Here is a 19,068-nt window from a genome sequence, read left to right on the forward strand (position 1 = left end):
TCAACTCGCCGCCGTCGTTCCCGCGCGCGCCGCCGGCGCTGCGTTCACACCCATTGATTGCAGATATTTGCGGACATTGCGCGCAGCCTGGCGCAGCCGCTGCTCATTCTCCACCATGGCGATGCGCACAAAGCCCTCGCCGTCTTCGCCATAGCCAACACCCGGCGCCACAGCCACGCCGGCATGGGTCAGCAGCTGCTTGGAAAACTCAAGGCTGCCGAGATGGCGGAGCGCGGGCGGCAGCGGCGCCCAACAGAACATCGACGCGCGTGGCGGCGGAATTTCCCAGCCCGCGCGGCCAAAGCTCTCCACCAGCACATCCCGGCGCCGCTTGTAGAGATTCCGGTTCTGCTCGACGATATCCTGCGGGCCATTGAGCGCCGCCACCGCGGCCGCCTGGATCGGCGTGAACGCGCCATAATCCAGATAGGATTTGACTCGCATCAGCGCACCGATCAGCGTCTTGTTGCCCACCGCAAAGCCGATCCGCCAGCCCGCCATCGAATAGCTCTTGCTCATCGAGGTGAACTCGACCGCCACATCCTTGGCGCCTGGCACCTGCAGGATCGAAGGCGTCGGGCACCCATCGAAATAGAGCTCGGAATAGGCCAGATCGGACAACACCCAGACCTTGTGCTTCTTGGCGAATGCGACCACGCGCTCATAAAAGGCCAGATCGACCACTTCGGCCGTGGGATTGCTTGGATAGCCCATCACCAGCACTGAGGGCCGCGGCACAGTGAAATGCATCGCCCGCTCCAGCGCCTCGAAATAGCGCTCGTCGGGCGTCGTCGGCACGCTGCGGATCGTGGCGCCGGCAATGATGAAGCCGAAAGTATGGATCGGATAGCTCGGATTGGGCGCCAGCACGACATCGCCGGGCGCGGTGATCGCCTGCGCCAGATTGGCCAGCCCCTCCTTCGAGCCCAGCGTCACCACCACCTCGCTCTCGGGGTCGAGATCCACCCCGAAACGGCGTGCATAGTAAGCCGCCTGCGCCTTGCGCAGGCCGGGAATCCCCTTCGACGAGGAATAGCCATGCGCATCGGGCTTGGCCGCCACTTCCGCCAGCTTGGCAATCACATGCGGCGGCGGCGGCAGATCGGGATTGCCCATGCCTAGGTCGATGATATCGTCACCGCGTGCCCGTGCTGCGGCCCGCATGGCGTTCACTTCCGCGATCACATAGGGCGGCAGACGTTTGATGCGGTAAAATTCTTCGGTCATGATGAACTCGCAAGGGCAAGATGCCCGGGCATCGGGCATTCCCGCTGATAACGGTTGCAATGCCCCATGGCAAAGGAAGTTGCGCGCTATGCCCGGCCCCCCGGTTCAGGCTAAGGAAGGGAAACTCGATGGGAGGTCCTGATGGCCAAAGACACTGATGTGGGCGCGCTCGATACCGAGGCGATCGCCCGCTTCCAGCAATGGACCGAACTGATGGGCCGCGGCCAGCAGACCATGCTAGAATTTCTCACCCGCGAGGCCGATGTCCTGCCCAGCGCCGACCCGCTTGGCCTTGCCGCCACCTGGCAGCGCGCGATGGGCGCCTGGATGAGCGATCCCTCAAGGCTCTTTGAGCTTCAGGGCCGCTACATCACCGATGCCATGGTCCTGTGGCAAAGCTTCCTCTCACCCGATGCTGCCAAGAGTCCGGTCGCCGACCAGAAGGACAAGCGCTTCGCCGGCGAGGCATGGCGCGAAACCCCTGCTTTCGACTTCATGCGCCAAAGCTACCTGCTGGCCTCCAACTATTGGCTCGAGGCCAGCAACGGCCTCGAAGGACTGGAAGAAAAGGAACAGGCCCGCGCCCGCTTTCTCGTCAAGCAGTTCGTCGATGCCATGAGCCCCTCCAACTTCGCCCTGACCAACCCGGAGGTGCTGACCAAGACCATCGCCACAGGCGGCAGTAATCTGATGAAGGGCCTTGAACATCTGCTCGAAGACCTCAAGGCCGGCCGCATGCGCATGACCGACGAGCAGGCGTTCGAAGTCGGCCGCAATGTCGCCGTCACGCCGGGCAAGGTCGTGTTCGAAAACCGGTTGATGCAACTCATCCAATATGCGCCGACCACCGAGACCGTCCACGATACGCCGCTGCTCATCTTCCCGCCCTGGATCAACAAATTCTACATCCTCGACCTCACGCCCGAGAAAAGCTTCATCCGCTGGGCCGTCGAGCAGGGTCTCACCGTCTTCGTCGTGAGCTGGAAAAACGCCGATGAGAGCCTCGCCGATGTGACCATGGACAGCTATGTCGAGGAAGGCATGCTGACGGCCATCGACGCCGTGCGCGCCATTTGCGGCACCGCCTCAACCCACACCATCGGCTATTGTGTCGCCGGTACAACGCTGGCCGCAGCTCTCGCTGTGCTCGCCGCGCGCGGCGAGGCTGAAAAGGTCGCCAGCACGACTTTTTTCACCGCCCAGGTGGACATGAGTGAATGCGGCGACCTCGGCGTGTTCATCGACGACAGCGTGTTCGAGACCATCGCCCGGCTGACCGCCGAAAAGCCCTATCTCGACGGCCGCAACATGGCACTGACCTTCAACATGCTGCGCTCGAACGACCTGATCTGGAACTATGTCGTCAACAACTACATGATGGGGAAAGATTATTTCCCCTTCGACCTGCTTTACTGGAACTCGGATGCGACCAATGTTCCAGCCCTTTGGCACCGCCGCTATCTGGAAGACATCTACCGCGACAATCTGCTGGTCAAGCCCGGCGGGATCATCTGCCTCGGCGTTCCCGTCGACCTGACAACCGTCGCTACCCCTACCTATATCCAGGGCGGCAAGGAAGACCATATCGCGCCCGCCCGCTCGGCCTACAAGCTCACCCGCTACTTCACCGGTGAGACCCGCTATGTGCTGGCCGGCTCCGGCCATATCGCCGGCGTCGTGAACCCGCCATCAGCGGGCAAATATCAATATTGGACGAGCGACAAGCTGCCCGCCACCTTCGATGACTTCATCAATGTGGCCAGCGAAACCCGGGGCAGCTGGTGGCCGGACTGGATCGCATGGCTGGCGCCGCGCTCCGGCTCCATGGTCAAGGCACGCACCCCCGGCAAAGGCAAGGACAAGGGCAAATACAAGGTCATCGAGGATGCACCGGGCCGCTATGTGAAGGAACGGATCGCGTGACCGATTTCAAGGCCGCCATGCGCCGCATCATCACCGGCGATGATGCCGATGGCCGGTCGGTGATCATCCTCGATGGCGGGCCCTCGGCCAGCGCCGGAGACCCTGATGTGGGCGGGCTGTTCGAGATCTGGGAGGATTTGGCGGCTGGCCCGCTGGACCCGAAGAACCATGCCGACCTCGGCAATGCGCAGGCCGTGCTGGGGCCGCGACCCGGCAATGTCCAGATCCGCTGGTTCGTGATGCAGCCCACACCGGCGGGCGTGCCGAAAGAGACACTGAACGCAGCGACGCGGGCGGCCTTTGCCGTCGTGGGAGGCGACCATCATATCATCGATCAGAGCCGACACTCAGGGATGCACGAAACCCACTCACTGGACGTGATCTGTCTGCTCCAGGGTGAAGTGAAGCTGATTCTGGAGGGTGCCGAGACGGTGCTGACACCGGGGCAGGTGGTCATCCAGCGCGGCACCAACCATGCGTGGGAGGCCATCGGCGGCCCCGCACTTCTGCTGGCCGTCCTGATCGACCGGCCGCTGCTGCGCTGACTATTCCGCCGCTTCCGCCATCGCCTTGGCGCCCGCGCGGCTGAACACCATGTCGTCATCGAGCCTTCCCTGCTGCAGGATGGCGCGATCATCCTTGATGATCGCGGTGACCTGCCATGGCGGCCGGTTGCCGGAGCGTGGCATGGCATCGGCACCGCGCTGCACATAGCCGGATGAAAGGTCCCAGGCGAGGCGCTCGGGCTCGACATCCGGGCCGGGCGTGGGCGTGGCGATCTCGGAGCCGGTGCGCTTCATGTGATTCAGCAGCCGGCAGACATATTCGGCAATGAGATCGGAGCGCAGGGTCCAGCTGGCGTTGATATAGCCCAGACTCATGGCGAGATTGGGCACACCGGAGAGCATCAGCCCCTTGTAGGCCAGCTTGTCTGCGATGCGGACCGGCCGGCCATCGACGGACAGGCTGATGCCGCCGAGCGCTTGCAGCTTGAGGCCGGTGGCGGCGACGATGATATCGGCCTCCAGTGTCTCGCCCGATCTGAGCTCGATACCGCTGGGCGTGAACCGGACGATCTCATCGGTGACGACGCTGGCCTTGCCCTTCCCGAGCGCCTGAAAGAAATCAGCGTCCGGCACCAGGCAAAGCCGCTGGTCCCAGACATTGTAGCGCGGGCGGAAGTGGGAAATGTCTGTGCCCTCCGGCAGCAGCTTCTCGACGCGCTTGAGAATGTTTTCATTCACCTCGGCGGGCTTCTCCCGGGTCTGGCGGTAGAACCACTGGCCAAACTTCACATTCTTCCAGCGGATCAGGTCATAGGCGATCCGGGCAGGCAGCACGGCCTGCAGCAGATTGGCGATGGCGTCACTCGACGGACGGCTGACCATCCAGGTGGGCGAGCGCTGCAACATGGTGACATGGGCAGCCTTTTTCGCCATTTCCGGCACGATCGTGACAGCGGTGGCGCCGGAGCCGATGACCACGATCTTCTTGCCCGTATAGTCGAGGTCTTCCGGCCAGAATTGCGGGTGGATGATCTGGCCCCCGAAGTCGGCCTCGCCTTGCCACTCAGGCTTGTAGCCGCCTTCATAGCTGTAATAGCCCGCGCACATATAAAGGAAGTTGCAGGTGAACGTCACCTGCGCGCCGTCTGCCGTTTCGGCCATGACGGTCCAGCGGGCCGTGCTGCTGTCAAAGCTGGCGGATTTGATCTTGTGGCCGAAGCGGATGTGCTTCTCGACGTCATGCTCTTTGGCGGTTTCCGCAATATATTGCCGGATGCTGGCGCCGCCCGCGATGGCCTTGTTCGCTCGCCATGGCTTGAAGCGATAGCCCAGCGTATACATGTCGGAATCCGAGCGGATGCCGGGATAGCGGAACAGATCCCATGTGCCGCCAATCCGATCCCGACCTTCAAGGATGGTGAATGTGCGGCCCGGACAGTCGCGCATCAGATGCACAGCGGCGCCGATGCCCGAAAGCCCGGCCCCCACGATCATCACATCATAGTCCACAACCAACCCTCCAGCCACTCATCCACAGGCTAGGCATCGCTGGCACCGGACACAATCTCCGCAAAGCCGCAGAGCGAGAACGACTGACCCGCGCTAGCGGCGAACGGGCATGCCGGGCATCTGCGGCGGCGGCCGGCGATCCCGGTCACGCCGCGGCATCTGCGCCTGATAGGCCAGCGCGCAATGTTCCGAGCAATAGGGGAAACCAGCCTGCACAGGCTTGCCGCAGAAATGGAAGTCCGGCTCGCCGGGATGGCCGATCGGCCATTTGCAGATGCGCTCATTGAGGTCGAGCAGCGACACCTTCGCCGCCTTTCCGCTGCGCCGCGCCGGCTTGGCCACAGGCTTGGCAACCGCCGGCGTCGCCGCTGGCGCACTGCTGGCTGCGGGTGCTGCCGCTTCAGCCGGTTTGGCAGCGGCCTCCTTGGCAGCCGGGGCCGGGCTCTTTGCGGCCGGGGCCGCCTCCTCGCCGCCCTTGACTGGCGATGGACGCGATTCCAGCCCGAGGCGGTGCGCCTTGCCAATGACGGCGTTGCGCGTCACGCCCTCGCCAAGCTGCTCGGCAATCTGGCTGGCCGTCATGCCGCCTTCCCAGCCGGCTTTCAAAATCGCGATACGTTCTTCGGTCCAGGCCATCGGTCAGCTCTTCCTCTCAAAATTCATGCGCAGCCCCAAGCGCGGCCCAATGCGCAACCTTGCCATGCGCACGACAGGCCGCACACGCCTTGCCCAAAGCCTCTGCAAGACGCTATGCCCCTTCCATGGACACGCAACCAGCTGCAAGCACGAAAATACACCAGCCACACCCCGAGCCCGGCGTCGTCGTGATCTCGTCGGTCAATTGGCAAGGCCTTCAGTCCCTGTATCTGAAGGAGGTGCGGCGCTTTTTCAAGGTCCAGCTGCAAACCGTCTGGGCGCCGGCCATCACCACGCTGCTGTTTCTGGTCATCTTCCTGCTGGCGCTCGGTCGCCAGCGTGCCGCCGTGCTTGGCGTGCCCTATGCCGATTTCCTCGGTCCCGGCCTCATCGTCATGGGCATGCTGCAAAACAGCTTCGCCAATTCCTCCTCCTCGATCCTCGTCGCCAAGCTTCAGGGCACCATCGTCGATGTGCTGATGCCGCCACTCAGCCCCGGCGAGCTGGTGGTCGCCTATGTGGCCGGCGCGGTCACACGGGCCTGGCTCGTCGGCCTCGCGGTCTGGCTGGCCATGGTGCTGGCGCCCGGTGTCGAAGTCTCCATCTCCAGCGCCTGGCCCATCCTCTATTTCGGCACCATGGGCGCCGTACTGCTCGGGCTGCTCGGTATCCTCACCGGCTTGTGGGCTGACAAGTTTGATCACGCCGCCGCGGTGACCAACTTCGTCATTCAGCCGCTCACGCTTCTTTCGGGCACGTTCTACGCCATAGATGCCGTCTCGCCTTGGATGGCCAGCGTAAGTCAGTTCAACCCCTTTTTCCATGTCATCGACGGCTTCCGCTATGGCTTTATCGGCACGGCCAATGGCGATGTTACAACCGGCGCCTTGTTGTTGCTGGGCTGCAATATAATCCTTTGGTCGATCTGTTATTTTGCCATCAAGTCGGGATGGCGACTGCGCGCTTGAACGCGCCTGCGGCATAGCGACCAAAACCGGTCTTGTCGGTTGCAGTCGTTGGTCGATTGTCGGTATCGCGACACCGTCACGACGAATAGAGGAACCGGTAGGGGCGGACAGGGTTGTCCGGTCAGGGTCGTCGTCATGCGACCATGGTCATGAGGTAGTGCATTGCAGATGAGGGTTCAGGGTTTCTTGGTCGCCGCAGCATCGGCCATTGCGCTCGCTGCCTGCAGCGGCGAGGAAGAGGCGCGCCGCGGCCCACCCCCGGCGCTGGTCAGCGCCGTTGCGGCTGAAGCCACCCAATTCGCCCCGCGCCTGCTGGCGCTGGGCACGGTCGCGCCCCTTCAGACCGTGGCCTTGCGCACCCGCGCCGAAGGCGAAATCACCGCCATCCTGTTCAACGAAGGCGACAATGTCCGGGAAGGGCAATTGCTGTTCCGCCTGGATGACCGCCAGGCGCAAGCGCAGCTCGCAACCGCGCGCGCGCAGCTTGCCACCGCCCGGGCCAATTCCGCGCAAGCCGACAGTGAGCTTGAACGCGCCGAGGCGCTGGTCGAAAAAGGCTTCATCACCGGCTCGATCCTCGACCAGCGTCGCGCGCTGGCCGCCACGGCCAAGGCTGATATCAGCGCCGCAGAAGCCGCCGTCCGCAATGCTGAAACCGCGATCTCCTTCCTCAACATCCGCGCGCCGGTCAGCGGTCGCACGGGTGAGCTCAATTTCCGCCTCGGCGCCACTGTGCGCCCCGCCGATGCCCTGCCGCTTGTGACCATCAATCAGCTGTCGCCGATTTCGGTGCGCTTCCTGGTTCCGCCGCAGGATATCCAACTGGTGCGCTCGGCCATGATGGAAGGCAAGGTCGACGTCGACGCCCGTTTCGAAGGCCAGACAACCCTCGAGCCCCCGATCGCGACAGGAAAGCTTGCCTTTCTCGACAATAATGTCGATCCGCGCAATGGCTCGGTGGTCGCCAAGGCCGAGTTCCGCAATGCCGATGACAAGCTCTGGCCAGGCGCGCTCATCAACATCGCCATGCCGCTCGGCACCGTCAGCCAGCAGATCGCCGTGCCCGAATCTGCCGTCCAGACCGGCCGCGACAATCCCTTTGTCTGGCTGGTCAGCAAAGACGAGACGGTTTCGGTCCGCGATGTCGTCGTCAAGGGTCGTGCCGATGGCACAGTCTATATTGCCTCTGGCCTGGAAGCGGGCGAACAGGTGGTCAGTGATGCGCTCGCCCGCCTCAAGCCGGGCGCCAAAGTCCGCCTGAAATCGACAGACGACCGGCCCCAGCGCCAGGCAGCAACCGCACCCGCCATGGCAGGAAAAAGCTGATGGGCTTCGCGCGCTTCTTTGTCGAACGGCCGGTCGCGACCATCCTGCTGACGCTGGCCATCGTTGTCGGTGGCCTTTTCGGCTACCGCCAACTCCCCGTGTCAGCGCTGCCCGAGGTCGACCTGCCCACCATCGAGGTGCAAGCCCAGCTGCCCGGGGCCAACCCCTCGACCATGGCGACCGCAGTCGCCACGCCCATCGAACGCCAACTCTCCACCATCGCGGGCATCGACAAGATCACCTCCACATCAGCGACCGGCCGCACCAATATCACTGTCCAGTTCGCCCTTGACCGCAATATCGACAGCGCCGCCCTCGACGTCCAGTCGGTGCTCGCCGCCGTCACCCGGCAATTGCCCAACGAAATGCCCTCGCCGCCGACCTTCCGCAAGATCAACCCGGCGGATCAGGCCGTGCTTCTCACCTCGTTCCGCGATCCGACCCGCCCGCTCAACGAGCTTCAGACTTTGGTCGACACGCTCGTCGTGCCGCGCCTGTCCACTCTGCCCGGCGCCGGCGACGTCCGCACTTTCGGCAGCCGTCGCCTTGCCATCCGCGTCCAGTTCAATCCCGACGCCCTCGCCGCGCGCGACCTGACGCCTGATGACGTCCGCCAGGCCGTCGCCGCTGCCAACAGCAACATCGCCGTCGGCCTCATCAACGGCGGCGCGCGGAACTACATTCTCAACGCCACCGGCACCCTCGAACAGCCCGAGGAGTTCGCCAACATCATCATCGCCACGCGTCAGGGCCTGCCCGTCAGGCTGGGAGACGTCGCCAAGGTGATCAGCAGCTATGAAGACCGCCGGGGCGGCGCCATGTTCAACGGCGAACCTTCGCTTACCGTCGCCCTCAACCGGCAACCTGGCGGCAATGTGGTCCAGCTCGTCGATGATGCCGACAAGGCACTTGAGGACATTCGCGCCACGCTTCCACCCACCGTCGAGATCACCCGCATTCTCGACCGTTCGGAATCGGTCCGCCACTCGGTCGCCGATGCGCAATACACGCTCGTCGGCACGGCACTTCTGGTCATTCTGGTCATCTATCTCGTTCTCGGCGATGCCCGCGCCACCTTCATCCCGGCAGTCGTGCTCCCTGTCGCCGCCATCGGCACCTTCGCCGGCATGTACATGTTTGGTTTCAACCTCGACAATCTCTCGCTGCTCGCCCTGACGCTGGCCACCGGATTCGTCGTCGACGATGCCATTGTCGTTCTCGAAAACATCGTCCGACATGTCGAAGACGGGGAGGCCCCGCGCGAGGCGGCCGTCACCGGTGCCAACCAGATCACCTTCACGGTCATCTCCATTTCCGTCTCGCTAGTCGCCGTGTTCATCCCGCTCTTGTTCATGGGCGGCGTCATCGGTCGCCTGTTCTTCGAATTCGCCGTCACCATGACGATCGCGATCGCCGTTTCGGCAGTCCTCTCGCTCACCCTCATCCCGATGATCTCCGCTCGCCTGCTGAAGCCAGGGCATCAGGAGCCGAACAGCCGCGTCGCCCGCATCTCGACCGGTGCCTTCAAGAAGCTGACCAACGGCTATATGCGCGCCTTCGACGCCACGCTGCGCCACCGCAAGCTGGTCGGCGTGCTCACCGTTGCCTCGATCGGTGTGGCCATCTGGGGCTTCACCGTCGTGCCCAAGGGGTTCTTCCCGACCGAGGACACCGGCGTGCTGTTCGCCGGCACCCAGGCCGCGGCCGACATCACCTATGACGACATGCTCAAAAAGCATTTGCAGGCTGTGGAGATCATCCAGCAGGATCCCGACGTTGCGCGGGTCAACTTCTTCGTGGGCGGCGACAACAGCTCGCGCGGCCGCATCTTCATGCCGCTGAAGCCGCGCGGTGAGCGCGACTCAGCCGAGGAAATCCAGGCCCGTCTGCGCAAGGCCCTGAGCGGGATCCCCGGCTTTGCGGTCTTCCCCAATATCCAGCAAAATCTCACACTGGGCGGGCGGTCCTCGCCGGCCAACTATCAATACACATTGTCGGCTGTCGATGCCGACCAGCTCTATGAGATCGCGCCCCGCTTCGAGCAGGAACTCGCCGCCCTGCCCGAGTTTGTCGATGTCTCCTCCGATTATGAGACGGGTGGCCGAGAAGCGATGGTGGACATCGACCGTGACGCAGCCGGACGACTCGGTGTCTCGATCGCCGCCATCCGCCAAACGCTCGCCTCGGCCTATGGCGGCCAGCAGATCAGCACCGTCTACACCGATGTCGACAGCTATCAAGTCATCCTCGAAGTCGCCGACGCCGAACAACTCACCCCTGACAGTATCTCCAAGCTCACCGTCCGCGCCCAATCGCTCGACGGACAGCCGGGCGCGCTTGTCCCTCTGTCGGCGCTCACCAAGGTGCGCATCCAGGGCGCGCCGCTGCGTGTCGCCCATGAAGATCAGCTGCCTTCCGTCTCGATAAGCTTCAACCTGGCCAAGGGTGTCGCCTTGTCCGACGCCAAGCCGCTTATCGACCGCATTTCCGCCGATCTCGCTCTGCCCAGCACCATCTCCGGCGCCTTCGGCGGCAACGCCGAGCAATTCGAAAGCTCCACCGAGTCGATGCCGCTTCTCTTCCTCGCAGCAGTTATCGTGATCTACATCGTGCTGGGCGTGCTCTACGAGAGTTTCGTTCACCCCATTACCATTCTCTCGGGCCTGCCCGCCGCTGGTATCGGCGCGGTTGCATTCCTCTGGCTGCTGGGCATGCCGCTTGATGTCATCGGCATCATCGGCGTCGTTTTGCTGATCGGCATCGTCAAGAAAAACGCCATCATGATGATCGATTTCGCGCTCGAAGGTCAGCGCACCAATGGCTGGACCCCTGCCCATGCCATCCGCGAAGCCGCCAACAAGCGTTTCCGCCCGATCATGATGACAACTTTCGCCGCCATGGCCGGCGCGGCGCCGCTCGCGCTCGGCATCGGCGCCGGCGCGGAACTGCGCCAGCCCCTCGGCGTCGCTGTGCTGGGCGGGCTTCTCATCAGCCAGGTGCTGACGCTGTTCATCACCCCGGTCGTCTACCTGGGCATCGAGGGCCTGATGACCTCCTGGCGCCAGCGGCGCGGGGCCGCCGATGTACAGGATCTCCCCGTCGGCACAACGGTGCCGGGACGGATCGCCGCCGAATAGAAGGGCTCAGCCCTTCAGCAGCGAACGCTCGGCTTCTGTCCAGACCGCGGCGAAAGCCTTTGCGGCCGGGCTTCGCGGCTGGCTGGCAAGCAGAGGCATGCGACTTTGCCCCATCGTCTCGACCGCCGCCGCATAGGGGATCACCAGCCGCTCGGGATGCTCTGCCAGCGCCTCGCGGTGCAAGGTCTTGCGGCGGTCCACCATCGAAAACACCGGCAGCAGCTTCGGCCCCTGCTTGTGCTCCCGACCAAGATGGTCTTGCAACTGCGCAAAGGCACGCATCGACAGCGCCGAGGGCAACATCGGAACAACCAGCAGGTCGACGGCGCGAAAAATCTGGTCGGCAAGCTCGGTCAGCCCCGGCGGACAATCAAGGACCACCCGGTCATAATCCGCATCAAATGTGCGCAGCAGCTTCTTCAGCCGCTTCGCCTTGTCGTCGAGCAGCTGCGCCTCAAGGTGCCGCAACGACCGGTCCGCCGCCAGAACATCGAGCCCGGCGAATTCGGATGACTGGATCAGCTGGTCCAGTTCGCCCTCGGCAATGCCCTTGCGCGCCGAATGCGACCCCCGCGGCTTCAGCCGCATCATGAACGTCGCCGCCCCCTGCGCATCAAGGTCCCAAAGCAGGGTCCGCCGCGCCGAGGTGACGGCGCTCGCATAAGCCAGATTGACCGCAAGCGCGGACTTGCCAACGCCGCCCTTGACGCTGAAAACAGCAATGCTGCGCACAGGCATCGTCAGGCCGCCAATGCCGCCGCCAGACGCGCCCGCACCTCGATCAGAACCGTCCGGCTCGCCGATGACAGCGACGGTCCGTCATCGTCCACCGTCACTTCGGCCGTGTCTGCAGACGCCGCCGCTTCGATGGGAGGCACCACCAGCGCGATCTCTCCCCCTTGCTGGCCGCCAAAAGCTGCTGCGCACCCCGGATCGTCATCCCCTGATCGTGCAGGAGCGAACGAATCGTCTCCAGAAGCGCCATGTCGGCCGGCCGATAATAGCGCCGACCACCACCTCGCTTCATGGGCTGCAATTCCGGAAAGCGTGTTTCCCAAAATCTCAGCACATGCTGGGGCACACCAATCGTTTCGGCCGCCTCCCCGATTGTCCGAAACGCGTTGGCAGACTTGTCCGCAGCCCTGGCCATCAGCCGTTGATCGCCTGCCGCAGCAGCTGGCTGGGACGGAATGTCAGCACCGTGCGCGGCTCGATCGGCACTTCAACCCCGGTCTTGGGGTTCCGGCCAATGCGCAACCCCTTGTTGCGCAACACAAAGCTTCCGAAGGACGAAATCTTCACATTGTCGCCGGCAAGCAATGCTTCGGAAATCGTGCCGAGAACATTCTCGACAAGCTCAGCAGATTCAGCGCGCGACAGGCCAATCTCGCGGTGCACCGCGTCAGCCAGTTCGGCCCGCGTCAAGCTGCCCGGCGCAATCGATGACGTTTCAACCATGGTCCCAACTCCCATACTGGAATGAAAAGACTAGCGCGGCCAAATCGATTCTACCAGCGGACGACGGCCGCCCCCCAAGTAAATCCGCCCCCCATGGCTTCAAGAAGCAGAACATCGCCGATTCTCACCCGTCCGTCGCGCACCGCAACGTCGAGGGCCAGCGGCACCGAAGCCGCCGATGTGTTCGCATGGGAATCCACGGTGACGATCAACTGGTCACGCTCCAGCCCCAGCTTCTTCGCCGTCGCCTCAAGGATCCGCAGGTTCGCCTGATGCGGCACCACCCAATCGACATCTGCCGCGCTCAGCTGCGCCGCCTCCAGCGCCTCATGCATCACCGAAGACAGGTTGTTCACCGCGTGACGAAAGACTTCCTTGCCCTTCATCCGCAGCTTGCCCACGGTACCCGTGCTCCCCGGCCCGCCGTCAACAAACAGCAGCTGGTTGTGCCGTCCATCGGCATGCAGCCGACTGGAAAGAACCCCGTGATCAGCAGACGTGCCGGCCCCCTCTTCCGCCACCATCACCACGGCGCCAGCCCCATCGCCAAACAGCACGCAGGTGCCGCGGTCCTCCCAGTCGAGCAGCCGCGAGAATGTCTCCGCGCCGATGACCAGCGCGCGGCGATGCACGCCCGTGCGCAGCATCGCGTCAGCGACCGTCAGCGCATAGAGAAACCCCGAACAGACCGCAGCGACATCAAAGGCCACGCAATCATCGATCCCAATCTTCATCTGCACGACCGTGGCTGCCGCGGGAAAGGTCTGGTCAGGCGTTGCCGTGGCCATCACGATCAAGTCGATGTCGCCCGGCACGACGCCCGCGCGCGCCATCGCCCGCTTCGCGGCCTCAGTGGCAAGGTCAGAGGTAAACTCCCCTTCCGCTGCAACATGGCGCTGCCTGATCCCGGTCCGCTCGACAATCCACTCATCAGAGGTGTCGACCTGCGCCGCAAGCTCTGCGTTGCTGAGCACCCGCTCGGGCAGATAGCTGCCGGTCGCGATGATGCGCGAGCGGATCACAGGGGCGCCTCGGCGTCGGCGATGTCGGGCCGATGCGCCCGGAAATTGGCGAGGTCGCGCGCAATCCGCTCGCCCACCTGATCAACCACAAGGTCATGCGCAACGCCGATCGCATTGGCGATGCCCCGAATATTGGCTGACCCATGGCTCTTGACCACCAGCCCGTTGAGGCCAAGCAGCACCGCGCCATTGTGCGCATTCGGGTCCAGATGCGCACGCAGCGCCCGAAGCGCCCCGCGCGACAGGAAATAGCCGATCTGCGTCAGCCAGGATGAGCGAAACGCCTGCGCCAAAAGCCCGGTCACCAGCTTGCCCGTCCCTTCGGCCGTCTTCAGCGCGATATTGCCCGAAAAGCCATCGGTCACGATCACGTCCACATCACCCTGGCCGATCTTGTCGCCCTCGACAAAGCCCTGAAACGCCATCGGCAGATCCGCACCGCGCAGCAGCCCGGCCGCATCCTTGATCTCGCCCGTGCCCTTCAGCTCTTCCTCGCCGATGTTGAGCAGTGCCACCCGCGGCCGATCAAGACCGAGCACGGTGCGCGCAAAGGCAGCCCCCATGATCGCGAACTGCACGAGATTTTCCGTATCACATTCGGTGTTGGCCCCCAGATCGAGCACGACCGAATCGTTTTTCAGCGTCGGCAGCAGCGCTGCCAGCGCCGGCCGGTCAATCCCGTCCATGGTCCGCAGGGCAAAAAGCGAGAGCGCCATCAGCGCGCCCGTATTGCCAGCCGATACGGCGGCATGGGCGGCCCCGTCCTTCACCGACTGGATTGCCATGCCCATCGACGATGTCCGCGACCGCCGCAGCGCCTGGCTCGGCTTGTCGGTGCCCAGCACGACGTCATCGGTGTGAAAAATCTCGGCCCGCGCGCGCAGTCGCGGCAGCTTGCCCAGCGCCGCAACAATGTCGGCTTCGCGGCCATGCAGCCGGAAACGTGCTTTCGGGTAGCGCTCAGCGGCGATGTCGACGGCGGCCAGCACATCGGCCGGGCCGGCGTCTCCCCCCATCACATCAATGGCAATGACGGGGTCAGTGATCGGCTTGACGGTCATGCGGCAGGCAAATGCCGTCCGCCGCTCAAGCCTGGACTTCGAAGACTTCGCGGCCGTTGTAGAAACCGCAGGCGCCGCAGACATTGTGCGGCAGCTTCAGCTCGCCGCAATTCGGGCATTCCTGAAAGGCAACGGCGGACAGCGCATGATGGCTGCGACGCATGTTGCGGCGGGACGGCGAGGTTTTGCGCTTGGGAACGGCCATGAGGCACCTGTATCACGAGACAAACAATCTTGCCGGAACATCGAAGCGGCCAGCAGACACGAACCCTGCGGCCACCAACACGACAGCCGGTGAGCGAAGGCGTGCGGTATAGGGATTTTTGGGTCGCATGCAAGGGGAAACCCCGTCTAAAGACAAACTGTGCTCACGCTGCTCGACATCCGCAACATCATTCTGATCGAGACGCTGCGTCTCGAGCCGGGCCATGGCCTTGCCGTTCTGACCGGCGAGACTGGTGCCGGCAAGTCCATCCTGCTCGACGCGCTGGGCCTGACCATGGGCGCGCGGGCCGATTCGGGGCTGGTGCGCAGCGGCACCGCACAAGGCAGCGTCACCGCCGCCTTCGAAACCGCGCCGGACCATCCCGCCAATGCCCTGCTCGCCGAACATGACATCGAGAGCGACGGTGCGATCATTCTCAAGCGCACGATCAAGGCCGATGGTGGCAGTCGCGCCTTCATCAACGACCAGCCGGTCAGTGTCACCCTGCTGCGCGACATCGCGGCGCTGCTCGTCGAAGTGCACGGCCAGAATGATGAACGCGGCCTGCTCGCCGCCAGCGGCCACCGCGCGCTTCTCGACAGTTTTGGCGGCCTCGACGCACAGGTCACGGCCGTGCGCAACGCCTGGACTGCATGGCAAGCGGCCAGATCCCGACACGAAGCAGCGCTCGCCCGCCTCGAAGCCGACCGCAAGGACCGCGAATGGCTGGAACACAGCATCACCGAACTCGAAAGCCTTGGCGCGGCACCCGGGGAAGAGCATGAACTTGCCGAGGCACGGGCGACCATGCAGAAGGGCGCGCGCCTCGCCGATGATCTCTCCAGCGCCGGCACCTTCATCGCCGAAGGCACTGAAAAGCTCGCCCAGGCCAGTCGACGCCTGACCCGGATCGGCAGCGAGCATCCGCTGCTCGATGAAGCCCTGCAGGCTCTCGACCGCGCTTTGGTCGAGATCGACGAAGCCGATACCCAACTCGCAGCGGCCGTCGAAGCGCTGGAAGCCGACCCTGCCCGCCTCGATGCCACCGAACGTCGTCTGTTCGAGATCCGCGCTATGGCGCGCAAACACCGCACCGAGCCCGACGCCCTGCCGGAGCTCCTCCAGACGCTGCGCGACCGTGCTGCATCGCTCAGCGCCGGGGAAAGCAGCCTCAATGTGCTGAAGGCCGAACTCGAGGCCGCCGAAGCCGCCTATCATGCCGCTGCCCGCACGCTCGCCGCTACCCGGCGCGACGCCGCCACCCGGCTGGATGCTGCCGTCGCCGCCGAGCTCGCGCCACTCAAGCTCGGTGCGGCCCGTTTCCGCACCAGCATCACAGCGCTTGAAGCATCCCAATGCGGCCCCGAAGGCAGCGAGCGCGTCGCCTTCGAGATCTCGACCAATCCCGGCGCCGATTTTGCCCCGCTCATCAAGATCGCCAGCGGCGGCGAGCTTTCGCGCTTCATCCTCGCCCTCAAGGTCGCGCTCGCCGCCGAAGGCTCGGCCGGCACACTGATCTTCGACGAGATCGACCGCGGCGTGGGCGGCGCTGTTGCAAGCGCCATCGGTGAACGGCTGGCGCGCCTTGCCCGCACCAATCAACTGCTCGTCGTCACCCACAGCCCGCAAGTCGCCGCCCGCGGCCAGCAGCAGCTGCGGATCAGCAAGACCAGCGAAGATGGTTCGACCCGAACCGATGTCGAGGTTCTCGACGCAGATGGCCGGCTGGAAGAGATCGCCCGCATGCTGTCGGGCGCCCATGTCACCCCGGAAGCGCGCGCCCAGGCGGCCCGTCTGCTCGACCATTAAGGGACCAATGATGCCGCTCTCCCGACGCGCCTTTCTCGCCGGCACCGGCGCCCTGCTTGCAGCCCCTTCGCTGGCGCGCGGCGCCGCGCCGCGCTGGCCCGCCCTGCGCGCCCTGCTGAAGGGCTATATCGCGCAAGGCCGGGTTCCCGGTGCGGCCCTTGCCATTCTCCGCCCGGGGGCGTTTCGTCCCGAGTGGATCATCGAGGGCATGGACGCCTTTGAAGATGGCCGCCCGGTCACCCCGGACACGCTCTGGCGCATCTATTCCATGACCAAGCCATTGACCGGACTGATCGCCATGCAGCTGGTCGCCAGCGAAAGGCTCTCGCTCGACCAGCCGATCGCCGACATCCTCCCCGAATTCGCCACCATGCGGGTCCTCACCGATCCCGAGACCTCGCTCGACGCAGTGCCGGCAAAAACCCCGATCTGCCTGCGCCACCTCCTCACCCATACGGCGGGTTTTGCCTATACCATCAACGGCAATGGCCCGCTTGAACAGGAGTATCGCCGCCTCGGCCTGCAACCCGGCTCCAGCCCACGTTTTCTCGCCAAAACCGACGGCGCACTGCCCGACCTGCAAACCTTCGCCCGCCGCCTCGCAACCCTGCCCCTGCTCTCGGAACCCGGAACAGCCTGGCACTATTCGGTCGCGAGCGACCTGCTCGGCGCCCTTCTCGAGCGCGTGATCGGTCAGCCACTCGACCAGCTCATGACGGCGCGGCTGTTTCGCCCGCTCGGCATGGACTCGACCGGCTTCCAGATCGACCCCGCCGACAAGCGCCACCTGTCGAGCAACTATGCCTGGGTCGGCACCGACGGCAAACCGCTGGACAAGCCCCAGCTCGTCGACAGCCGCAAGGACTCAGACTGGCTGGCGCCGCCGGCCATGCTCGCCGGTGGCGCCGGGCTGGTCGCCTCCGCCCAAGACTATGCCCGCTATGCACAGATGATGCTGAACGGCGGCGTGGTCGGAAGTCGCCCCGTCATCGCGCCCCGAGTTCGTGCGCCACAGCATGAGCAACCTGATGCCGGCTGGCGTCTTCTACGATCAGGCCAACGGCTTCGGCGCCAGCGCCCGCCTCACCCTGTTCGATACCCTGCGCCTTGCACCAGAAGGCACGCCGGCCGGTGTCTATGGCTGGGGCGGCGCCGCCGGCACGCTGTTTCAGGTCGATCCCGTGCGCGGCATCGCGCTGGTGCTGATGCTGCAATATCTGCCCCAGGCCCGCTTTCCGCTCCCCAAGGACCTGCAGATCGCGCTCAACAAGGATCTCGCTTGAACCGCGGCCGCACCGCCGCGCGCCTGTTGCTGGCCGCGATCTATGCCTTTGTCGGCTATATTCATCTCAAGAGCCCCGAGGGATTTCTTCCCATCATGCCGGGCTGGGTTCCCTATCCGCGCGAGGTGATCCTGCTCACCGGCGTCTGGGAGCTGATCGGCGCGGCGCTCCTTGCCCTGCCCGCGCCGCGCGCCAATTGGTGGGGCGGCGCGCTGATGGCTGCCTATGCCGTCGCCGTCTATCCCGCCAACATCAAGCACGCGCTTGACATGGTCGAAGTCGGCGGCACCACGCTCGGCTGGAGCTATCACGCCCCGCGTCTGGCCTTTCAGCCCGTCTTCGTCTGGTGGGCGCTCTGGTCCGGTCGGGTCATCGACTGGCCGTTCCGTCGCGGCGGCGCAGCCCCTCGCTGAGCATCTCGGCCGCCACCCGCGCCACATGGTCGGCGTCGCTGCCATCATCCCAGACGCCAAATCGCAGGCCTAGAAACACATTCATCCCCATGATCGCCCAGGCACGAACCACCATGTCCCCTTCCGAAATTTCGCCCGCGCCAAAGGCCTGGGCAAGCGAAGTTGCATAGCCTTCGGCAATATCGACATAATGCTTCCGATAGGCGTCCTCGGCCACAAAGGCGCTCTCATCGATGATCCGATAAAGCGCCTTGTGCGCCCGCACGAACGTCAGAAACGCCGCAATGCCCGCGCGCTCGCCCGAAAGCCGGTCGGGCGCGGCCAAAATCACCGGCGCCACCGTCTCCCGGACCTGACGGGACATATCGGCGACAAGCGCCCGGAAGATCGCCTCCTTCGAATCGAAATAGGTGTAGAAGCTTCCCACCGCCATGCCGGCCCGCTGGGCGATGCGCGCAATCCCGGCCTCATGAAAGCCGCGCTCGCCAAACTCCTCCGCCGCGGCATCAAGCAACGCCCGCAACGATCTTTGCCCCCGGGCTGTGCGCGGCGCCTTGCCTTCGCTCGCCAGCGGCGTGTGTCCTT

The 19,068-nt window shown here is 64.5% G+C and carries 18 protein-coding genes; 7 read left to right on the forward strand and 11 right to left on the reverse strand.

What is annotated here, in order from left to right:
* Nucleotides 1–1,227: an LL-diaminopimelate aminotransferase gene (locus tag ACMVO5_RS06140; RefSeq protein ID WP_416909171.1), complete on the reverse strand. Its 1,227-nt coding sequence runs from the start codon at nt 1,225–1,227 to the stop codon at nt 1–3.
* A gap of 141 nt (nt 1,228–1,368) precedes the next feature.
* Here ACMVO5_RS06140 and ACMVO5_RS06145 point away from each other — a divergent pair, with 141 nt between their 5' ends.
* Together ACMVO5_RS06145 and ACMVO5_RS06150 are read left to right on the forward strand one after the other, a co-directional pair.
* Nucleotides 1,369–3,150 (forward strand): PHA/PHB synthase family protein, encoded by a 1,782-nt coding sequence (locus ACMVO5_RS06145; protein ID WP_416909172.1) that lies wholly within the window; start codon nt 1,369–1,371, stop codon nt 3,148–3,150.
* Nucleotides 3,147–3,695 carry a hypothetical protein gene (locus ACMVO5_RS06150; protein ID WP_416909173.1) on the forward strand — a complete coding sequence of 183 codons (549 nt, stop codon included), beginning with the start codon at nt 3,147–3,149 and terminating at the stop codon, nt 3,693–3,695. Before ACMVO5_RS06145 ends, ACMVO5_RS06150 begins: the two co-directional genes overlap by 4 nt.
* Here ACMVO5_RS06150 and ACMVO5_RS06155 read toward each other — a convergent pair whose 3' ends face one another.
* Both ACMVO5_RS06155 and ACMVO5_RS06160 read right to left on the reverse strand, forming a co-directional pair.
* A complete protein-coding gene (locus ACMVO5_RS06155) occupies nt 3,696–5,165 on the reverse strand; it encodes a flavin-containing monooxygenase (RefSeq protein ID WP_416909174.1) in 1,470 nt (489 codons plus the stop codon).
* 93 nt (nt 5,166–5,258) lie between these two features.
* Nucleotides 5,259–5,801 (reverse strand): GcrA family cell cycle regulator, encoded by a 543-nt coding sequence (locus tag ACMVO5_RS06160; protein ID WP_416909175.1) that lies wholly within the window; start codon nt 5,799–5,801, stop codon nt 5,259–5,261.
* 125 nt (nt 5,802–5,926) lie between these two features.
* Here ACMVO5_RS06160 and ACMVO5_RS06165 point away from each other — a divergent pair, with 125 nt between their 5' ends.
* The 3 genes from ACMVO5_RS06165 to ACMVO5_RS06175 all read left to right on the forward strand — a co-directional run bounded on the left by ACMVO5_RS06165 (nt 5,927) and on the right by ACMVO5_RS06175 (nt 11,232).
* Nucleotides 5,927–6,769 (forward strand): ABC transporter permease, encoded by an 843-nt coding sequence (locus tag ACMVO5_RS06165; RefSeq protein WP_416909176.1) that lies wholly within the window; start codon nt 5,927–5,929, stop codon nt 6,767–6,769.
* Between the two features lie 168 nt (nt 6,770–6,937).
* Nucleotides 6,938–8,095, forward strand: a complete 1,158-nt coding sequence (locus tag ACMVO5_RS06170; RefSeq protein WP_416909177.1) for an efflux RND transporter periplasmic adaptor subunit — start codon at nt 6,938–6,940, stop codon at nt 8,093–8,095.
* A complete protein-coding gene (locus ACMVO5_RS06175; RefSeq protein ID WP_416909178.1) occupies nt 8,095–11,232 on the forward strand; it encodes an efflux RND transporter permease subunit in 3,138 nt (1,045 codons plus the stop codon). Before ACMVO5_RS06170 ends, ACMVO5_RS06175 begins: the two co-directional genes overlap by 1 nt.
* A 6-nt stretch (nt 11,233–11,238) precedes the next feature.
* Here ACMVO5_RS06175 and ACMVO5_RS06180 read toward each other — a convergent pair whose 3' ends face one another.
* From ACMVO5_RS06180 to rpmF, 7 genes are read right to left on the reverse strand one after another with little or no spacing between them, the layout of a single operon-like run.
* On the reverse strand, nt 11,239–11,970 hold the full coding sequence (locus ACMVO5_RS06180; protein ID WP_416909179.1) for a ParA family protein: 732 nt from the start codon (nt 11,968–11,970) through the stop codon (nt 11,239–11,241).
* A 2-nt stretch (nt 11,971–11,972) separates the two neighbouring features.
* Nucleotides 11,973–12,113 carry a hypothetical protein gene (locus ACMVO5_RS06185; RefSeq protein WP_416909389.1) on the reverse strand — a complete coding sequence of 47 codons (141 nt, stop codon included), beginning with the start codon at nt 12,111–12,113 and terminating at the stop codon, nt 11,973–11,975.
* Nucleotides 12,065–12,382 carry a MerR family transcriptional regulator gene (locus ACMVO5_RS06190; RefSeq protein WP_416909180.1) on the reverse strand — a complete coding sequence of 106 codons (318 nt, stop codon included), beginning with the start codon at nt 12,380–12,382 and terminating at the stop codon, nt 12,065–12,067. The genes ACMVO5_RS06185 and ACMVO5_RS06190 overlap by 49 nt, the downstream gene beginning before the upstream one ends.
* Nucleotides 12,382–12,690, reverse strand: a complete 309-nt coding sequence (locus tag ACMVO5_RS06195; protein ID WP_416909181.1) for an integration host factor subunit alpha — start codon at nt 12,688–12,690, stop codon at nt 12,382–12,384. The genes ACMVO5_RS06190 and ACMVO5_RS06195 overlap by 1 nt, the downstream gene beginning before the upstream one ends.
* 50 nt (nt 12,691–12,740) lie before the next feature.
* Nucleotides 12,741–13,712 (reverse strand): beta-ketoacyl-ACP synthase III, encoded by a 972-nt coding sequence (locus ACMVO5_RS06200; protein WP_416909182.1) that lies wholly within the window; start codon nt 13,710–13,712, stop codon nt 12,741–12,743.
* Nucleotides 13,709–14,773, reverse strand: coding sequence for a phosphate acyltransferase PlsX (plsX, locus tag ACMVO5_RS06205; protein ID WP_416909183.1), 1,065 nt, complete (start codon nt 14,771–14,773; stop codon nt 13,709–13,711). Before plsX ends, ACMVO5_RS06200 begins: the two co-directional genes overlap by 4 nt.
* A gap of 25 nt (nt 14,774–14,798) precedes the next feature.
* Nucleotides 14,799–14,978 carry a 50S ribosomal protein L32 gene (gene rpmF / locus ACMVO5_RS06210; protein WP_416909184.1) on the reverse strand — a complete coding sequence of 60 codons (180 nt, stop codon included), beginning with the start codon at nt 14,976–14,978 and terminating at the stop codon, nt 14,799–14,801.
* A 159-nt stretch (nt 14,979–15,137) separates the two neighbouring features.
* On the opposite strand from rpmF, the gene recN reads away from it, so the two are divergent.
* Entirely contained in the window at nt 15,138–16,787 is a 1,650-nt protein-coding gene (recN, locus tag ACMVO5_RS06215) for a DNA repair protein RecN (RefSeq protein ID WP_416909185.1), read from the forward strand.
* Nucleotides 16,788–16,794: 7 nt separating this feature from the next.
* Nucleotides 16,795–18,483 carry a serine hydrolase gene (locus ACMVO5_RS06220; RefSeq protein WP_416909186.1) on the forward strand — a complete coding sequence of 563 codons (1,689 nt, stop codon included), beginning with the start codon at nt 16,795–16,797 and terminating at the stop codon, nt 18,481–18,483.
* Here the strand turns inward: ACMVO5_RS06220 and ACMVO5_RS06225 are convergent.
* On the reverse strand, nt 18,440–19,006 hold the full coding sequence (locus tag ACMVO5_RS06225; RefSeq protein WP_416909187.1) for a TetR/AcrR family transcriptional regulator: 567 nt from the start codon (nt 19,004–19,006) through the stop codon (nt 18,440–18,442). The genes ACMVO5_RS06220 and ACMVO5_RS06225 overlap by 44 nt on opposite strands.
* Nucleotides 19,007–19,068: the final 62 nt, after the last annotated feature.

The sequence above is a fragment of the Polymorphobacter sp. genome (genome assembly GCF_048007885.1).
GTDB lineage: Bacteria > Pseudomonadota > Alphaproteobacteria > Sphingomonadales > Sphingomonadaceae > Sandarakinorhabdus.

Bases quoted from the DNA above. Each gene is read 5' to 3' on its own strand.
- ACMVO5_RS06175 (WP_416909178.1), top strand. From the start codon at position 8,095: ATGGGCTTCGCGCGCTTCTTTGTCGAACGGCCGGTCGCGACCATCCTG.
- ACMVO5_RS06140 (WP_416909171.1), bottom strand. From the start codon at position 1,227: ATGACCGAAGAATTTTACCGCATCAAACGTCTGCCGCCCTATGTGATC.
- ACMVO5_RS06190 (WP_416909180.1), bottom strand. From the start codon at position 12,382: ATGGCCAGGGCTGCGGACAAGTCTGCCAACGCGTTTCGGACAATCGGG.
- ACMVO5_RS06165 (WP_416909176.1), top strand. From the start codon at position 5,927: ATGGACACGCAACCAGCTGCAAGCACGAAAATACACCAGCCACACCCC.
- ACMVO5_RS06195 (WP_416909181.1), bottom strand. From the start codon at position 12,690: ATGGTTGAAACGTCATCGATTGCGCCGGGCAGCTTGACGCGGGCCGAA.
- ACMVO5_RS06170 (WP_416909177.1), top strand. From the start codon at position 6,938: ATGAGGGTTCAGGGTTTCTTGGTCGCCGCAGCATCGGCCATTGCGCTC.
- plsX (WP_416909183.1), bottom strand. From the start codon at position 14,773: ATGACCGTCAAGCCGATCACTGACCCCGTCATTGCCATTGATGTGATG.
- ACMVO5_RS06145 (WP_416909172.1), top strand. From the start codon at position 1,369: ATGGCCAAAGACACTGATGTGGGCGCGCTCGATACCGAGGCGATCGCC.
- ACMVO5_RS06160 (WP_416909175.1), bottom strand. From the start codon at position 5,801: ATGGCCTGGACCGAAGAACGTATCGCGATTTTGAAAGCCGGCTGGGAA.
- ACMVO5_RS06180 (WP_416909179.1), bottom strand. From the start codon at position 11,970: ATGCCTGTGCGCAGCATTGCTGTTTTCAGCGTCAAGGGCGGCGTTGGC.
- rpmF (WP_416909184.1), bottom strand. From the start codon at position 14,978: ATGGCCGTTCCCAAGCGCAAAACCTCGCCGTCCCGCCGCAACATGCGT.
- ACMVO5_RS06220 (WP_416909186.1), top strand. From the start codon at position 16,795: ATGATGCCGCTCTCCCGACGCGCCTTTCTCGCCGGCACCGGCGCCCTG.